Genomic DNA, 13896 nt, shown 5'->3' with positions numbered 1-13896 from the left:
GAAAACCCATCCGTAGGGAAAGACTACTCGGCCGCCTGGCGCTCGTGCTCCAGCATGTCGGCCAGGGTATAGCCGTCCAGCACCTTGAAGAAGGCCGACAGCCCCGAGGACAGGGCGTCACGGGCGATGCAGCCGGCATTCAGCCGGCATTCGTCGGGGGTGTCGCAGCGCATGCAGCGGACCAGGGCGAAATCCTCCTCGGTCTCGCGGATGAACTCGCCCAGCTTGACGTCCTCGGGCTGGCGCAGCAGGCGGACGCCGCCATACTTGCCCCGCACCGTCTCCAGGTACCCCGAACGCCCCAGCTGATGCACCACCTTGGTCAGGTGGTTCTTGGAAATGCCGTAGCATTCGGCGATTTCGTTGATGGTGACCAGGTCGCCGTCATGCCGTCCCACATGGACGAGGACACGCAGGGCGTAATCGGTATGCAGGGTGAGACGCATGGCGGCGCATATCCACATTAAATTTGGGTGAACCGAGAACATGCTGGGGCAATATGTGATTTTGGTCAAGCCGACCGGAAGACATGGCGCCCATGCCGGCACCAACTTTTCCTGGCGGCACGCGAATTCACGACTACCAGCTTTCCCCGCCCCTGTTCCGCTTGTACCATGAGCCCGAGAGGCGAAGGATGGGGATTCCGCCGGCCATGGCGTATACGCGCTTCGTTCGTTGGATCAGGGCTTTGCCCATCGCCTGGCGTATTCCGCTGGTGGTGGCGCTCAACGTGTTCGTCGCCCTGGCGGTGGGGGGATTGGGCTGGCACGCCGCCTCGGTGATGGATTCTGACCTGGACGAGCTGCGGATCGTCCAGCACCGCACCTCCGCCCTGGCCGAGATCGACATCCGCGCCTCGCGCCTGCAGGGCATGATCCGCCAGTATCTGGCCAATCCCACCGACGACCTGCTGAAGGACGCCATGCGCCGCTCGGAGGAGCTGTTCGTGGCCATGGGCGACGCCACCGCGCACCAGAAGCCCCTGTCGGAAGACGCCAGCACCATGCATCAGGCGGCGCGGCGCTTCGTCACCGGCTTTCAGACCCTGAAGGCCATCAATGCCGATATCCTGCGCCTGTACGAAAGCGACGTGCTGCAATCCACCAGCGAGATGTCGGGCCTTTACGCCATCCTGAACTCCACGGCGCGCTCCCGGGGCACCGATCCGCTCAGCCCCGCTTTGGTCAAGTCGCACGAGAACTTCGTCGAGGCGCTGATCGCCATCAACGCCTTCTACTTCAACGGGGCGGCGCCCGGCGCCATCAACGCCCATGCCAGCCTGCGGCGGGTGACCGACACCGTCCCCGCCCTGACCGGGCTGGCCACCAGCGACCTGCAGCGCGACGCCCTGGCGGTGATCGGCACGCGGGCGCGCACGCTGTCGGCGGCCATTGACGCCATTGCCCGCGGATTCGACGAGCGTTCGCGCATTCTGACCGACGAGGTGGACGCCAATCAGGCGGTGATGTCCGCCGCCATCGACCGGCTGATCGCCCAGGGCCGCGACCGCGAGGAACGGCTGCAGCGCCGCTCGCGGCACCAGTTGCTGCGGCTGGCGGCGGCGGGGGCCGGCGCCGCCCTTGCCCTGCTGCTGGTGGGCGCCTGGGTCAGTTGGATGATCGGGCAGTCCATCCGCTCGCCCCTGCAGCGCCTGCGCGAGACCATGGAGGCCGGGGCCGGCGGCGACTGGTCGCGCGAGGTGGAAGGCCGCGACCTGCACGACGAACTGGCAGCCATGGCCCGCACCGTCGAGGTGTTCAAGCGCAACTCCCTGGAAAAGCAGCGGCTGGAGGCCGAGCGCGCCGAAGCCGGACGCCGCGCCGAGGAAGCCAACCGCCGTACCCTCCAGGACCTGCTGGTCCAGATGGAGGCCCACGAGCATTCCGCCTCGTTCGCCCAGCCGGTGGCCGCCGCCCCCGAGACCGAGGCCGCCGAGATCGCCGCCGCCTTCAACCGCGTGCTGGCCAAGTTCCACGAGGCCAATCGCGGGCGCGATTCCGCCTTCGAGGCGCTGACCATCGCCAAGGAGAACGCCGAGGCGGCCAATGTGGCCAAATCCGCCTTCCTGGCGGCCATGAGCCACGAAATCCGCACCCCCATGAACGGGGTGATCGGCATGCTGGAACTGCTGGATCATACCGAATTGGACAATGACCAGCGCGATCTGGTCTCCACCACCCGGGAGTCCGGGCTGTCGCTGCTGCGCATTCTCGACGACGTGCTGGACTTCTCCAAGATCGAGGCCGGGCGCCTGGAACTGGAACAAGTGCCGGTTCGCCTTGACCGCATCGTGGAAAGCGTCGTCCAGACCGTCGCCCCAGCCGCCGCGGCCAAGTCGCTGACCCTGTCAGCCTTCGTCGATCCCGGCCTGCCGCCGGTCCTGCTGGCCGATCCCGTGCGCCTGCGCCAGATCCTGTTCAATCTGGCCGGTAACGCCGTCAAGTTCACCGCCCAGGGACTGGTCGCCATCCACATGGGCAATGGCGGCACCGACGGGCAAGGTCGACAGATCCTCTCCATCCGGGTGGCCGATACCGGGATCGGTATCGATTCCTCTTTGCGTGATCGGCTGTTCCAGCCTTTCACCCAGGCGGAAAGCTCGACCACCAGACGGTTCGGCGGCACCGGGCTGGGCCTGTCCATCACCCGCAGGCTGGTCGACCTGATGGACGGTACCGCCGGGTTCGAGTCCGAGCCCGGCGTGGGGTCGTCGTTCTGGTGCCGCCTGCCGTTGCCGGTGGCGGAGAGCGTGCCGCCGGAAACGCCTATCGGAGAGCAGACCACCGATTTCATCGGGCTGCGCATCCTGATCGTCGACCCGGACACCGAGGAGCGAACCCTGATCGCCCTGGCTACCGAGCAGGGTGGCGCCGCCGTGGTCCGCGTTCCCGGCCCCAGGGAGGCCGAGGCCGCCTCGCGCAAGGCCACTGCCACCCAGGCCCCCTTCGATCTGGCGCTGATTACCGCCGATTCCGTCGCGCCCGAGGATCTGGCGCCCATGGGCACCACCCCCCTGCTGTTCATCGATGGCCAAGATCCGGCCCATCGCTTCCAGTTGGAGCGCCGCCCCAACTGCCTGGGCTTCCTCGGGCGCCCCCTCACCCGTGCCCAGATCACCGCCGCGGTGGAGCGAATCATCGGTCCGGTGGCTCAGCCGCGTCCGGTCTGCGCCCCCTTGCCGCAGCCCGAGCCCAGGTCCACCGCTTGGACCGGCGCCCCCATCCTGGTGGCCGAGGACCACCCGGTGAACCAGCAGGTGATCCGCCGTCAGCTTCACTTGCTGGGCTTTCCCGCCGAGGTCTTCCCCGACGGCGCGGCCGCCCTGGCCGCCTGGCGCGCCAGACCCTACTGCCTGATTCTGACTGACTGCCACATGCCCATCATGGATGGGTTCCAACTGACCGCCGCCATCCGTGCCGAGGAGGACGGGACCACCCGCCATACCCCCATTCTGGCCCTGACCGCCAACGCCCTGGCGGGCGAGGCGGAACGCTGCGTCCAGGCCGGTATGGATTCCTATTTGTCCAAGCCAGTGGAGCTTCCTCACCTGCGCGCCGCCATCTCCCACCTCCTTCCGGACTATGCAAAAGGATAAAGACACAAGTCTATTCAAGGGGATAGCGATACAAAGTGCCATAATTTGTGCTTTGCAGCACAGGTGATGTCCCGATAACCTGAGACTGGCGCCGGATTCCCCGGCACCAGGGGCTGCCACACATGCCACGGGACGAAGTCAGCGTGACGAAGCCGGAGGGTGCGACCCCCAGGGCGCCCCACAGCCACAATGATGTGGTCCGCGTCATCAACGACACCTTGAAGGGGCGGGTAGCCGATGTCTTCCGCTCGCTGATCCCGGCGTTTGAGGGCACCAAGGGCGACGAGTTCTACGAACTGGTCATGGCCAATTCCGAGATGCTGCACGGCTGCATCTCTATCTTCAACCGCAACCGCTCGGCCTTCCGCAACCTGCTGGTGGATGCCCGCGGACGCCCGGTGAACGACGATTTCGTGGCGCTGCGCTGCGGCCGCTCGGTGCACGACGTCATCGCCATGATCGTCCGCACCCACGCCAAGCGCCACTTCAAGGCCACCCTGGGCGGCGATCCCAACGACCCGACCACCAAGGCCGGGGCCATGTACAAGGCCATCAACGAATACCTGATCCACGACTGGCAGGTGGCGCTGGTGCCCCATTACGCCCCGCTGCCCCTGGCCAAGGTGCAGGAGATGGGGCCGCGCCTCCTGGACATCCGCGAGGCGGAAATCCTCGATTCCATCGCCGCCAACGCAGGCGGGGCGTTGCCCGTCCACTCCCCGCGTCCCCCCGCCACCCCCGAACTGCCCCAGCGCGAACAGCAATGGTGGAAGGCGCTCAACGATTCCACGGTGGTCAAGGTCCTGGGGCAGCGCCCCGAATCCGAGACCCGCGAACTGGTCGCCGCCTTGGGCGAGATCAACGAGTTGGTGCACGCCGACCTGTTCGCCCGCCTGGGCCTCAGCACCTTCCAGGCGGCGGTGGCCATGGTCACCGCCTACAAGCTGCTGGGCCGCGCCGGCTTCCGCACCCAGTTCGGCGTTCCCGGCAAGCCCGCCGTGGTGGCCGCCATCGCCCAGCGCCTGGACAAGCGCGAGGTCGGCCCCCACACCGACCTCCGCCTCATGCCTCAGATGATGGAAGCGGCTTTGCGGGGGTAGGCGCCGTACCCCGGGCGGGCTATCGCCCGGACCCATCCGGGGCGAGCCCCGGACCCCCTTCTATTTTATTGATAAAAACAAAGGGGGGTCGGGGATCACCCTATTCCGCCGTGAACACCGGCTTGCGCTTGGCGCGGAAGGCCGCCAGACCCTCGGCGTAATCCTTGGTGTCGAGGAAGCGGTAGCACTCGTCCAGCTCCGCCTCGGACACCGGGGTGGGATCGTCCAGGCGGGCGATGAAGGCCTTGTGCCAGCGATTGGCCAGGGGTGCCCCGGCGGCGATGCGCTTGGCGGTGGCGGCCACTTCCGCGTCCATGGCGTCGTCCTCGACCACCCGGTTGACCAGCCGCTTGGCGGCGGCCTCGTCGGCATCCATGATCCGGCCTTCCAGCAGAATCTCCAGCGCCGCGGCCGGACCGGCCACCCGGCGGATCTGAGCCAGTTCGGGATAGGCCATCACCACCGAGATCTTGTTGATGGGCACGCCGAACTTGCCCGACTTGGCCGACAGCCGGATGTCACAGCAACAGGCCAGTTCCAGGCCGCCGCCGACGCAAGGCCCCCAGATGGCGGCGATCACCGGCTGCGGGCAGGCGCGCACCGTGTCCAGCGCCTTGCGCATGACCAGATCATAGGCCTTGGCCTGCTCGGCATTGGCCCGCAGGGTGTCGAACTCCTCGATGTCGGCACCCGGCGCGAAGGCCTTGGTGCCGGCACCCCGCAAGATCACCACGTGAATGGACCGGTCGGCCGAAATGGTCTCGAACGCCTCGGCCAAACCGCGCCACATGGGCAGGTTCAGGGCGTTCATGCGGTCGGGGCGGTTCAGCGTCACGGTGGCGATGGCGCCCTCTCGGACCAGCTGGATCACGTCGGACATTTCAGTTCCCTATTCTGTCTTCTTGCAGGAAAGCGCGATTGTGCCTATAGACCCCCTTATCGGCAAGGCAAGAGGGCTCCCCACATGGCAACCACCGTTTCCCGCACCCCGGAACAGAAGCAGGCGGCGCTGACCACCGCGCGCATCCTGCTGGAAATCAAGGCGATCAATTTCCGCCCGGAAGAGCCCTACATCCTGACCTCGGGCTGGGCCAGCCCGGTTTACGTGGATTGCCGCAAGGTGATCTCGTTCCCGCGCGCCCGCACCAAGATCTGCGAATTGATGACCAAGGCCATCATGCGCGAGGTCGGCTATGAATCCGCCGAGGCGGTGGCCGGCGGCGAGACGGCGGGCATCCCCTATGCCGCGTGGATTTCCGACCGCATGGGCCTGCCCATGCTCTACATCCGCAAGAAGCCCAAGGGCTTTGGCCGCAACGCCCAGATCGAAGGCGACTTCAAGGACGGCGACCGGGTGGTGCTGGTCGAGGACCTGGCGTCGGACGGCGCCTCCAAGGTCAACTTCGTCAACGCGCTGCGCGAAGCCGGCGCCAAGGTCGACCATTCCTTCGTGGTGTTCTTCTACGGCGTCTTCCCCGGCGCCATGAAGAGCCTGGAAGAGATCGGCGTCGACCTGGGCTATCTGTGCAATTGGTGGGATGTGCTGGAAGTGGTCGAGGAAGAAGGCCAGTTCGACAAGCGCGCCGTCGAGGCCGTCCGCTCCTTCCTCCACGATCCCGTGGGCTGGTCCAGCCTGCACGGTGGCCGCAGCGCCTGAGGTGGAAACGTCCCCTGCCGCCTATGGCGGCAGGGTTAGGCCCCTCCCTCCGGGGAATCAGGATATACTCGATGGCCGCGCGGCCTATGCCGCGGAAGGCAAGGGCGCGCCGCGCCCGCCTGGGGGGCTGCGCACGGTTTCAATCGCCTCCCGTTTCCTTTCCCATGTTCCGAAGCTTGATCACCAAGATGGTGCCGGCCAGCCCCAGGGTGGGCAGGTTGGACGCCACGATGGGCCAGGCTCCCAGCAGCAGGCCGTAGACCGTCCACAGGGATACCCCGGTGATGAAGCAGACCCACATGGCCAGGGATATGTCCCTGGTCTGTCGGGTGCGTAGGGTCTTGACCACCTGGGGCACGAAGGAGATGGTCGTAAGGACGCCCGCCGCCGCGCCTAGCAGGTCGATGGGTGAAAGCCAGTCCATGGTGCCGCACCTGAAAGGAAACCGATCGTGCTTCCCTATATCACGGTTCTGCTGCTGTGCCAGCTTGCCGGCGAGGTGATGGTGCGGCTGATCGGCCTGCCGCTGCCCGGCCCGGTGGTGGGCATGGTGCTGCTGTTCACCGGCCTGGTGGTCCGGGGTCGGGTTCCCGCCGGCCTGGATCTGGCGGTCAAGGCCATCCTGTCCAATTTCGCCCTACTGTTCATCCCGGCCAGCGTCGGCGTGATGGTTCACCTGAAGCTGATCGCCGAGGAGGCGCTGCCCATCGCGGCGGCGGTGCTGGGCAGCACCTTTGCCACCATCGTGGTGGCGGGACGCCTCATGCAGGCCCTGAGCCGGCGCCATAAGCCGGAGGCCAAGTGATGAGCACCGACCTGTCCAGCATCTGGATCTATCTTTCCACCTCGCCGCTGCTGGGGCTGACCTCGACGCTGATCGCCTATCAGGCGGCCATGTGGCTGTTCGAGAAGGGCGGGCGCTCGCCCCTGCTCAACCCCATCCTGGTCTCGGTGGTGATCATCGTCGGCTTCCTGATGGCCACGGGCACCGAATACCGCACCTATTTCGACGGGGCGCAGTTCGTCCACTTCCTGCTGGGTCCGGCCACCGTCGCCCTGGCGGTGCCCCTTTACGCCCAGATGCCCATCCTGCGCCGTGCCTGGCCCGCCATCCTGCTGGTGATCCTGGTGGGGGCGGTGATGGCCGGAGTCAGCGCCGTGGCGGTGGCCTGGGCGCTGGGCGGGTCGGAGAAGGTGCTGCTGTCCCTGGCCTCCAAATCGGTGACCATTCCCATCGCCATGGGCATTACCGAGCGCATCGGGGGCATTCCCTCGCTGACCGCCGTGATGGTCATGCTGACCGGCATTTTCGGCGCGGTGTGCGGCGGCTGGATCCTCGACCTGTTCCGGGTCAAGGATCAGGCGGCACGCGGTCTGGCGCTGGGCATCGCGTCGCACGGCATCGGCACGGTGCGCGCCTTGCAGATGAGCGAGACGGCGGGCGCCTTCGGCGGGCTGGCCATCGGGCTGACCGGCCTGATCACCGCCGTGCTGGTGCCGCTGCTGGTGGGGTTACTGCGGTAGGGCCTTGCGGATGCCGCCCAGGTTCCAGCCCTTGGCGACGTCGCTCAGCACCTCGCTGGTGGCGAGGTTGTCGCCCTCGATCTGCAGCAGGACGCGGGGGCCCAGCACCATCAGCACCTCGCCGTTGCGGCCCTGGGCATCCCAGCGCAGCACCGCGTCCTCGCCGCCCACCTTCACCTTGCGGGCGTTGGGCTGGGGAAAGGCCGCCAACTGGGCGACGGCCGAGCCCACCGCCGGGCTGTCGATGATCAGCGAGACGTTCAGCGTGTTGTCGTCACGGGCATAGGCCCGCGTCACCGCCAGACCGCCGCCGCTTCCCGACAGGGACTGGATTTCCACCGGCTCGGCCTGCCAGCCGGCGGGAGGAGGCGGCAGGAACTCGCCCAGCATCTTGCCCAGGCGCCCTTGCAGCTCGACCAATGCGGCCTCCAGCTCGGTGGCGGCGCGGGCCAGATCCCCCTTGGCATGGGCGGCGCGGGCGGCATCGAGGCGGGCGGGGACGGTGTCGGCAGCCATCACGGGGCAGACCCAAAGGGCGGCGAGGCCGAGGATAAGCGCGGCACGGCGCATGATGGTGACTCTCTCCCGTATGTTTCGCCAAAAGCTTTACAACGGCCAAGGGCAGGCGGCAAGGATGCGCGACGCCGTTCCTTCTGCTAGGTTTTCCCTGAAGTGGGGGGAACTGCCCGTTGAACGCCGTATTCCTGGTCCTGGTGCTGGTCTCGTTCCTGGTGGCCGCCTTCGCCGAACTGTCGGGCGGAGCGGGCGCCATGGAGGCGCTGTCGGCCGGTCTGGTGGATTCGGTGGCGGGCGCCGTGCCCCTGGCCTTGGGACTGGTGGGGATCATGGCGCTGTTCCTCGGCCTGATGAAGGTGGCCGAGGCCGGCGGCCTGCTCGACATCCTGGCCCGCCTGCTGGAACCGGCGCTGCGCCGCCTGTTTCCCGAGATTCCCGCCGGGCATCCGGCCATGGGCGCCATGGTGATGAACGTCGCCGCCAACCTGCTGGGGCTGGGCAATGCCGCCACGCCGTTCGGCATCCGCGCCATGGAGCATCTGGAAAGCCTCAACCGCGACAAGGGCACCGCCAGCAATGCCCAGGTGCTGTTCCTGGCCATCAATACCGCCGGGCTGACCCTGCTGCCCACCAAGGTCATCGCGCTGCGCGCCGCCACCGGATCGGCCCAGCCCGCCGCCATCGTCGCCTCGACCCTGATCGCCAGCCTGGTCGCCGCCCTGGTGGGAGTGCTGGCCGCGCGGGGACTGCAAGGCCTGTGGCAGCCCCGGATGATCGAGACGGTTCCCGATCAGCCCGCTCCCGCTTCGCTGTGGCCCTGCCTCCTCGCCCTGGCCGGGCTACTGGCCGGCGCGGCGGCGCTGCTGGCCTGGGGCAAGGTTCTGGGGCCGTGGATTCTGCCCGGTCTGGTCGTGGGGCTGCTACTGTTCGGCGCCCGCCGGGGCGTGCGTCTCTATGAGAGCTTCGTCGAAGGCGCCAAAGAGGGCTTCGACGTGGCGGTGCGCATCATCCCCTATCTGGTGGCCATCCTGGCGGCCATCGGCATGGTGCGGGCCTCGGGGGCCATGGATCTGCTGATCCGCCCCCTGGGACGGCTGACCGAGGGGCTGGGCCTGCCGGCCGAGGCGCTGATGATGGCGGCGATGCGCACCCTGTCCGGCTCGGGCTCCTACGGCATGCTGGCGTCCAGCCTGAAGGACCCGGCCATCGGCCCGGATTCTTATCTGGGCGCCCTGCTGTCGACCCTTTACGGTTCGACGGAAACCACCTTCTACGTCCTGGCCGTCTATTTCGGGGCGGTGCAGGTGCGGCGCATCCGCCATGCCCTGGCGGTGGGACTGCTGGCCGATCTGGCCGCCCTGATCGCCGCAATCATCGTCTGCCGCCTGCTGTTTGGGGGAGTTTCATGAGTCTTGCCGCCGAACTGACCGCGCTGGCCTCGGTCGTGGCCATCGACATCACCCTGGCCGGCGACAATGCCGTGGTGATCGGCATCGCCGCCGCCGGATTGGCGGCCGAGCAGCGGCGCAAGGCCATTCTTTGGGGCATCGCGGCGGCGGCGGGACTGCGCATCCTGTTCTCACTCTTCGCCGTGCAACTGCTGGGCATCATCGGCCTGCTGTTCGCCGGCGGGCTGCTGCTGCTGTGGGTGTCATGGAAGCTGTGGCGCGAACTGCGCGAGGCGGCCCATGGGAGCGACGACGCCGCGGATTCCGACGCGCCGCCGGCCCAGCCCAAGAAATTCTCCGAGGCGGTGAAGCAGATCGTGCTGGCCGACGTCTCCATGTCGCTGGACAACGTGCTGGCAGTGGCCGGAGCGGCGCGCGAGCACGTCTGGATCATGGTGGCGGGGCTGGCGCTGTCGGTGGCCTTGACCGGCGCGGCGGCCGAGACGGTGGCGCGCATCCTCAAGCGCTGGCACTGGATCGCCTATGTGGGCCTGGGGATCATCGTGGTGGTGGCGCTGCGCATGATCTGGGACGGCGCCCAGCCGCTGCTGGTCCTGGCCGGCAACGCCCAGGGGTAACGCTTCAGGCGCCCAGCCACCTGGCCCTGAGGCCGTCCCTTTCCATGATCAGCCACTGGATGGCCAGCACCGCCATGGCGTTGTTGATGCGGCCATCGCGGCACATGGCCAGGGCTTCGGCCGGATCGATGACGAAGACCCGGATATCCTCGCCCTCGTGGGCAAGGCCGTGGGTTCCGGCGATGATCGAGGAATCCACCCGGGCGCAATACAGCTTGCAGCTTTCCGACGAGCCGCCGGCGGTGACCAGATAGTCGCCGATATGAATCATGTCGGTGGGGTCCGATCCCGCCTCCTCGCGGGTTTCGCGCCGCGCCACCTCGTCGGGGTGCTCGCCCTCCTCGATGATCCCGGCCACGCATTCCACCAGCCAGGGATGCCAGCCGGCGGCATAGGCGCCGGGGCGGAACTGCTCGATCAGGGCGACCTTGTCGCGGTCGGGATCATAAAGCAGCACCACCACCGCATGGCCGCGCTCGAACACCTCGCGCACCATCTCCTCGCTCCAGCCACCGGCGAAGGTGCGATGGCGCAGGCGATAGCGGTCCACCTGGAAATAGCCCTTGAACACCGTCTCCTTGGAAAGGATCTCGACGTCCCGGTCCCGGTCCATGGCGTCCCGGTCCATCTCCGTCACGCCCCCAGCAGCGAGCCGGCCACGCCGACGACGATGCTGATCATGCCCAGGATCAGGTTGACCGTGACGATGTGCCGGATGCGGACCTGATACTCCGCCGCCTTGGGAAAGTCCCCCGCGGCGAAAGCCCGCTTGAAGCCCTGCCACGGGCCGAAGAACAGCTGGAAGTACAGCGCCATCATCACCAGCCCGATGAGCTGCATGATGTCCACATGGCTGGGTCCCCCGGTGAAGCCGGCCTTGAAGCCCAGCAGCAAGGTGGAATAGCCGGTGACCAGCAGCACCAGGATGCTGATCCACACCCAGAAGAAGAAGCGGGGAAATACTTCGCGCCACACCGCCAGACGCTCGGGCGCCGGGCGCTCGGCCATGACGGGGCGCAGGATCAGATGGGCGAAGAACATGCCGCCGACCCAGACCACCGCCGCCAGGGTGTGCAGGGCCATGGCAATGGCATAGGCGTGATCAAAGAGCATTTCCATGATCTCAATCCAGTCCCAGGATGCCGGCGATTTCCACGGCCAGCGCCTTGATTTCCTTGGTGGCGGTGTGGCGGGGATTGCTTTCCACCACGCCCTTGCCCTCCATCATGGAGGCGGCGAAGGCCACCCGGTTGCCCAGCACGGTCTGGGCCACCGGGACCTCGGCGTCCTTGATCTTCTTGCGCACGGCGTCCACCAGCTTGCCCCGCGACGGCGTGCGGTTGAACACCATCAAGGCGGGGGACTTTTCCTTGCGCGCCATGTCCAGGGTGGGGCCGGTGGCCCACAGATCCATGGGCGAGGGCTGCATGGGAACCAGGATCAGGTCGGCGGCGCGCACCGCGATGCGCACTTCGGTTTCGGCATGGGGGGGCGAATCGATCAGCACCACGTCGACGTCGCGCTTGAGGCGGTCCAGCTCGGTGGACAGCCGCCAGCCCGAGGCCTGCACGAAGGTGATACCGCCGCCCTCTTCCTCGACCAGGGCCTTGCGGATGTCGTACCAGGCGGCCAGCGAGCCCTGCGGATCGATGTCCAGCAGACCGACGCGCAAGCCACCACGGGCAAAGGCCACGGCCAGTTGCGCGGCGATGGTGGTCTTTCCGGCGCCGCCCTTTTGCTGGGCGATGGTTACGGCCTTGGCCGCCATGATGTCCCCCTCGTCAGATTGCTGACCAGAAGGCTATCCCTTTGGCCTCATTTTGCAAGAGGGGTTGAGCCGTCGCAGCGGATTCCAAAGGTGAAGACGTTTTCCTCGCCCACCGGACAGCCGTCGTCGGGCCTGAACGAGCCCAGCTCGCGCGTTGCCCACTCGATCATGCGCGACCCCTGATTGCCGCGGAAGATCGAGCAGGGATAGGCGGCCAGCACCTCGGCCAGCTTCATGGGCTTGTTCCACTGCATGAAGCCGCTGCTCCACCAGGCATGCTCGTTGATGAACCAGGTGTAGTGGTCCTTCGGCATGAACTCGGCCAGCTTGGGGGAATAGCGCGCCTTGGAGTTCATGTCGCCGCGCTGCAACGCGTAGGGCAGGCTGGACGCCGAATCGTAGTCGATCTTGGCGCAGGCCGCAAAGCGGCTCATGTCGAAGGCCTGGGTTTCGGCGGTCCAGCGGGCCAGCTCGGCATACTGCTTCCACGAGGCATGGGCGCTGAGCACCACCAGCACCAGCCCGATTCCCGCCCAGGCCCGCAAATGGGGCCGGGGCGAGAACACCTTGCCCGACAGCACGAACAGGATGGCCAGGCTGGGTCCGGTCAGCAGCAGGGCCGGCACCAGGTAATGGGCGGCGGGCTGCTTGGCCACCGCCAGGATGGTGAACACCTGGGCGGCCACCATGCCGGCCAGCAGCCCGGCCAGGCGGTCCGCCGGAATCAGGCCGCGGCGGCGCAGCCGCACATAGCCGGCCAGGGCGAACAGCGACAGGACGATCACCACGGTGAAGACGATCTTGGAGCCGAACAGGCCGATCACCGCCCGGGGATAGCGCCCCGCCTGAACCATTCCGGCCTCGCCGGTGCCGTAGGCGCCGCTGTGGGTCAGCACCTTGCTCCACCAGCCCAGGAAGATGTCCAGCGACGGCAGGGCGGGCGAGAAAAAGAACAGGAAACCGGCCGCCGTGGTCAGGGGCAGCACCAGGAACAGCCGGCGACGGTCCAGGATGAACAGCGGGATCAGCCCCAGCGCCACAAACTGGATCTTGCAGGCGATGCCGAAGCCCAGCGCCAGCCCCAGCCAGCCCACCTGACGGTCGGTCAGGGTCTCGGCCCGGGCCACCCGCAGCGCCATGACCAGCACCCAGGCCACGGCGATGATCAGGAATCCCTCCGGCTTGGGATGCAGGCCGAATTTGGGGATAATCATGGAGAGGAACGGCGCGCCCTGGGCCAGCAGCGCCGGGGCCAACCGTCCGGTCGCCGTCAAAATGGCGCGGCCCAGGGCCACCAGCGACAGGCCGATCAGCGGATACATCACCCAGGTCACCACCCTCAGATGGTGTTCGGGGTTCCTCAGCACCGCGTCGACGATGGCGCCGGTGGGCTCGCCCACATGCATCAGCCGGTAGACGATGGCGAAGAACACATGCACCGGCGTGCCGGGATGGCCCATGTCGGTGGGGGCCAGACCTTCCACCAGCATCAGGCCGTTGGTCAGGTAATAGTAATCGGGGTCCAGATTGAACACCTGCCAGAACGGCTGGGAGGCGGCACCCATGGCGAACAGCAGGGCGGTGAACAGGGCCGGCAGGATCAGGAGTACGGGACGCGTCTTCACCAGCAGACCTCCGGGCCGATTGCGCCCGCCGTCCGGGCGATCAGGGTGTAGCGGATCAAGGCGGTCTTGGGCAAGCGGCGGGTTT

General features: G+C 67.3%; 15 protein-coding genes. 7 read left to right on the top strand and 8 right to left on the bottom strand.

The genetic code is table 11. The features are described 5' to 3' along the window. Nucleotides 1-23: 23 nt before the first annotated feature. The gene (locus tag AMB_RS06700; protein ID WP_011383728.1) at nt 24-446 is read right to left on the bottom strand and encodes an RrF2 family transcriptional regulator; all 423 of its coding nucleotides are present in this window, start codon (nt 444-446) and stop codon (nt 24-26) included. Between the two features lie 206 nt (nt 447-652). On the opposite strand from AMB_RS06700, the gene AMB_RS23265 reads away from it, so the two are divergent. Both AMB_RS23265 and AMB_RS06690 read left to right on the top strand, forming a co-directional pair. Then, nucleotides 653-3595: an ATP-binding protein gene (locus AMB_RS23265; RefSeq protein WP_158303942.1), complete on the top strand. Its 2943-nt coding sequence runs from the start codon at nt 653-655 to the stop codon at nt 3593-3595. 122 nt (nt 3596-3717) lie between these two features. Further along, the gene (locus tag AMB_RS06690) at nt 3718-4695 is read left to right on the top strand and encodes a hypothetical protein (protein WP_011383726.1); all 978 of its coding nucleotides are present in this window, start codon (nt 3718-3720) and stop codon (nt 4693-4695) included. Between the two features lie 100 nt (nt 4696-4795). Here AMB_RS06690 and AMB_RS06685 read toward each other — a convergent pair whose 3' ends face one another. Continuing rightward, nucleotides 4796-5575, bottom strand: a complete 780-nt coding sequence (locus AMB_RS06685; RefSeq protein WP_011383725.1) for an enoyl-CoA hydratase/isomerase family protein — start codon at nt 5573-5575, stop codon at nt 4796-4798. An 84-nt stretch (nt 5576-5659) separates the two neighbouring features. Here AMB_RS06685 and AMB_RS06680 point away from each other — a divergent pair, with 84 nt between their 5' ends. After that, the gene (locus AMB_RS06680; protein WP_011383724.1) at nt 5660-6352 is read left to right on the top strand and encodes an orotate phosphoribosyltransferase; all 693 of its coding nucleotides are present in this window, start codon (nt 5660-5662) and stop codon (nt 6350-6352) included. A 139-nt stretch (nt 6353-6491) separates the two neighbouring features. Here AMB_RS06680 and AMB_RS06675 read toward each other — a convergent pair whose 3' ends face one another. After that, entirely contained in the window at nt 6492-6776 is a 285-nt protein-coding gene (locus AMB_RS06675; protein ID WP_011383723.1) for a SemiSWEET transporter, read from the bottom strand. 27 nt (nt 6777-6803) lie between these two features. On the opposite strand from AMB_RS06675, the gene AMB_RS06670 reads away from it, so the two are divergent. Further along, nucleotides 6804-7157, top strand: a complete 354-nt coding sequence (locus AMB_RS06670) for a CidA/LrgA family protein (protein WP_011383722.1) — start codon at nt 6804-6806, stop codon at nt 7155-7157. Continuing rightward, the gene (locus AMB_RS06665; RefSeq protein ID WP_011383721.1) at nt 7157-7876 is read left to right on the top strand and encodes an LrgB family protein; all 720 of its coding nucleotides are present in this window, start codon (nt 7157-7159) and stop codon (nt 7874-7876) included. Before AMB_RS06670 ends, AMB_RS06665 begins: the two co-directional genes overlap by 1 nt. Here the strand turns inward: AMB_RS06665 and AMB_RS06660 are convergent. Then, entirely contained in the window at nt 7865-8446 is a 582-nt protein-coding gene (locus tag AMB_RS06660) for a hypothetical protein (RefSeq protein WP_011383720.1), read from the bottom strand. The two genes, AMB_RS06665 and AMB_RS06660, sit on opposite strands and share 12 nt — an antisense overlap. Nucleotides 8447-8565: 119 nt before the next feature. Between AMB_RS06660 and AMB_RS06655 the strand changes: the two genes are divergently transcribed. Together AMB_RS06655 and AMB_RS06650 are read left to right on the top strand one after the other, a co-directional pair. Beyond that, nucleotides 8566-9801, top strand: coding sequence for a nucleoside recognition domain-containing protein (locus AMB_RS06655; protein ID WP_011383719.1), 1236 nt, complete (start codon nt 8566-8568; stop codon nt 9799-9801). Further along, nucleotides 9798-10418 (top strand): YjbE family putative metal transport protein, encoded by a 621-nt coding sequence (locus AMB_RS06650; RefSeq protein WP_011383718.1) that lies wholly within the window; start codon nt 9798-9800, stop codon nt 10416-10418. Before AMB_RS06655 ends, AMB_RS06650 begins: the two co-directional genes overlap by 4 nt. Nucleotides 10419-10422: 4 nt before the next feature. On the opposite strand, the gene AMB_RS06645 is transcribed toward AMB_RS06650, so the two are convergent. Genes AMB_RS06645 through AMB_RS06630 form a run of 4 tightly spaced genes read right to left on the bottom strand, consistent with a single transcriptional unit; the run spans nt 10423 to nt 13811 of the window. After that, nucleotides 10423-11046, bottom strand: a complete 624-nt coding sequence (locus tag AMB_RS06645; protein WP_043743644.1) for an NUDIX domain-containing protein — start codon at nt 11044-11046, stop codon at nt 10423-10425. A 5-nt stretch (nt 11047-11051) separates the two neighbouring features. After that, a complete protein-coding gene (locus AMB_RS06640; RefSeq protein ID WP_011383716.1) occupies nt 11052-11537 on the bottom strand; it encodes a DUF4149 domain-containing protein in 486 nt (161 codons plus the stop codon). A 4-nt stretch (nt 11538-11541) separates the two neighbouring features. Next, nucleotides 11542-12186: a ParA family partition ATPase gene (gene parA, locus AMB_RS06635; protein ID WP_011383715.1), complete on the bottom strand. Its 645-nt coding sequence runs from the start codon at nt 12184-12186 to the stop codon at nt 11542-11544. Between the two features lie 47 nt (nt 12187-12233). Beyond that, entirely contained in the window at nt 12234-13811 is a 1578-nt protein-coding gene (locus AMB_RS06630; protein ID WP_011383714.1) for a hypothetical protein, read from the bottom strand. Between the last annotated feature and the right edge of the window lie 85 nt (nt 13812-13896).

This window comes from Paramagnetospirillum magneticum AMB-1 (assembly GCF_000009985.1).
Taxonomy (GTDB): Bacteria; Pseudomonadota; Alphaproteobacteria; order Rhodospirillales; family Magnetospirillaceae; genus Phaeospirillum; species Phaeospirillum magneticum.
The sequence above is the reverse complement of the archived record's forward strand: the minus strand, read 5'-3'. Positions and strand labels throughout refer to the sequence as shown.

Bases quoted from the DNA above. Each gene is read 5' to 3' on its own strand.
- AMB_RS06645 (WP_043743644.1), bottom strand. From the start codon at position 11,046: ATGGACCGGGACGCCATGGACCGGGACCGGGACGTCGAGATCCTTTCC.
- AMB_RS06700 (WP_011383728.1), bottom strand. From the start codon at position 446: ATGCGTCTCACCCTGCATACCGATTACGCCCTGCGTGTCCTCGTCCAT.
- parA (WP_011383715.1), bottom strand. From the start codon at position 12,186: ATGGCGGCCAAGGCCGTAACCATCGCCCAGCAAAAGGGCGGCGCCGGA.
- AMB_RS06690 (WP_011383726.1), top strand. From the start codon at position 3,718: ATGCCACGGGACGAAGTCAGCGTGACGAAGCCGGAGGGTGCGACCCCC.
- AMB_RS06660 (WP_011383720.1), bottom strand. From the start codon at position 8,446: ATGCGCCGTGCCGCGCTTATCCTCGGCCTCGCCGCCCTTTGGGTCTGC.
- AMB_RS06650 (WP_011383718.1), top strand. From the start codon at position 9,798: ATGAGTCTTGCCGCCGAACTGACCGCGCTGGCCTCGGTCGTGGCCATC.
- AMB_RS23265 (WP_158303942.1), top strand. From the start codon at position 653: ATGGCGTATACGCGCTTCGTTCGTTGGATCAGGGCTTTGCCCATCGCC.
- AMB_RS06685 (WP_011383725.1), bottom strand. From the start codon at position 5,575: ATGTCCGACGTGATCCAGCTGGTCCGAGAGGGCGCCATCGCCACCGTG.
- AMB_RS06640 (WP_011383716.1), bottom strand. From the start codon at position 11,537: ATGGAAATGCTCTTTGATCACGCCTATGCCATTGCCATGGCCCTGCAC.
- AMB_RS06675 (WP_011383723.1), bottom strand. From the start codon at position 6,776: ATGGACTGGCTTTCACCCATCGACCTGCTAGGCGCGGCGGCGGGCGTC.
- AMB_RS06680 (WP_011383724.1), top strand. From the start codon at position 5,660: ATGGCAACCACCGTTTCCCGCACCCCGGAACAGAAGCAGGCGGCGCTG.
- AMB_RS06665 (WP_011383721.1), top strand. From the start codon at position 7,157: ATGAGCACCGACCTGTCCAGCATCTGGATCTATCTTTCCACCTCGCCG.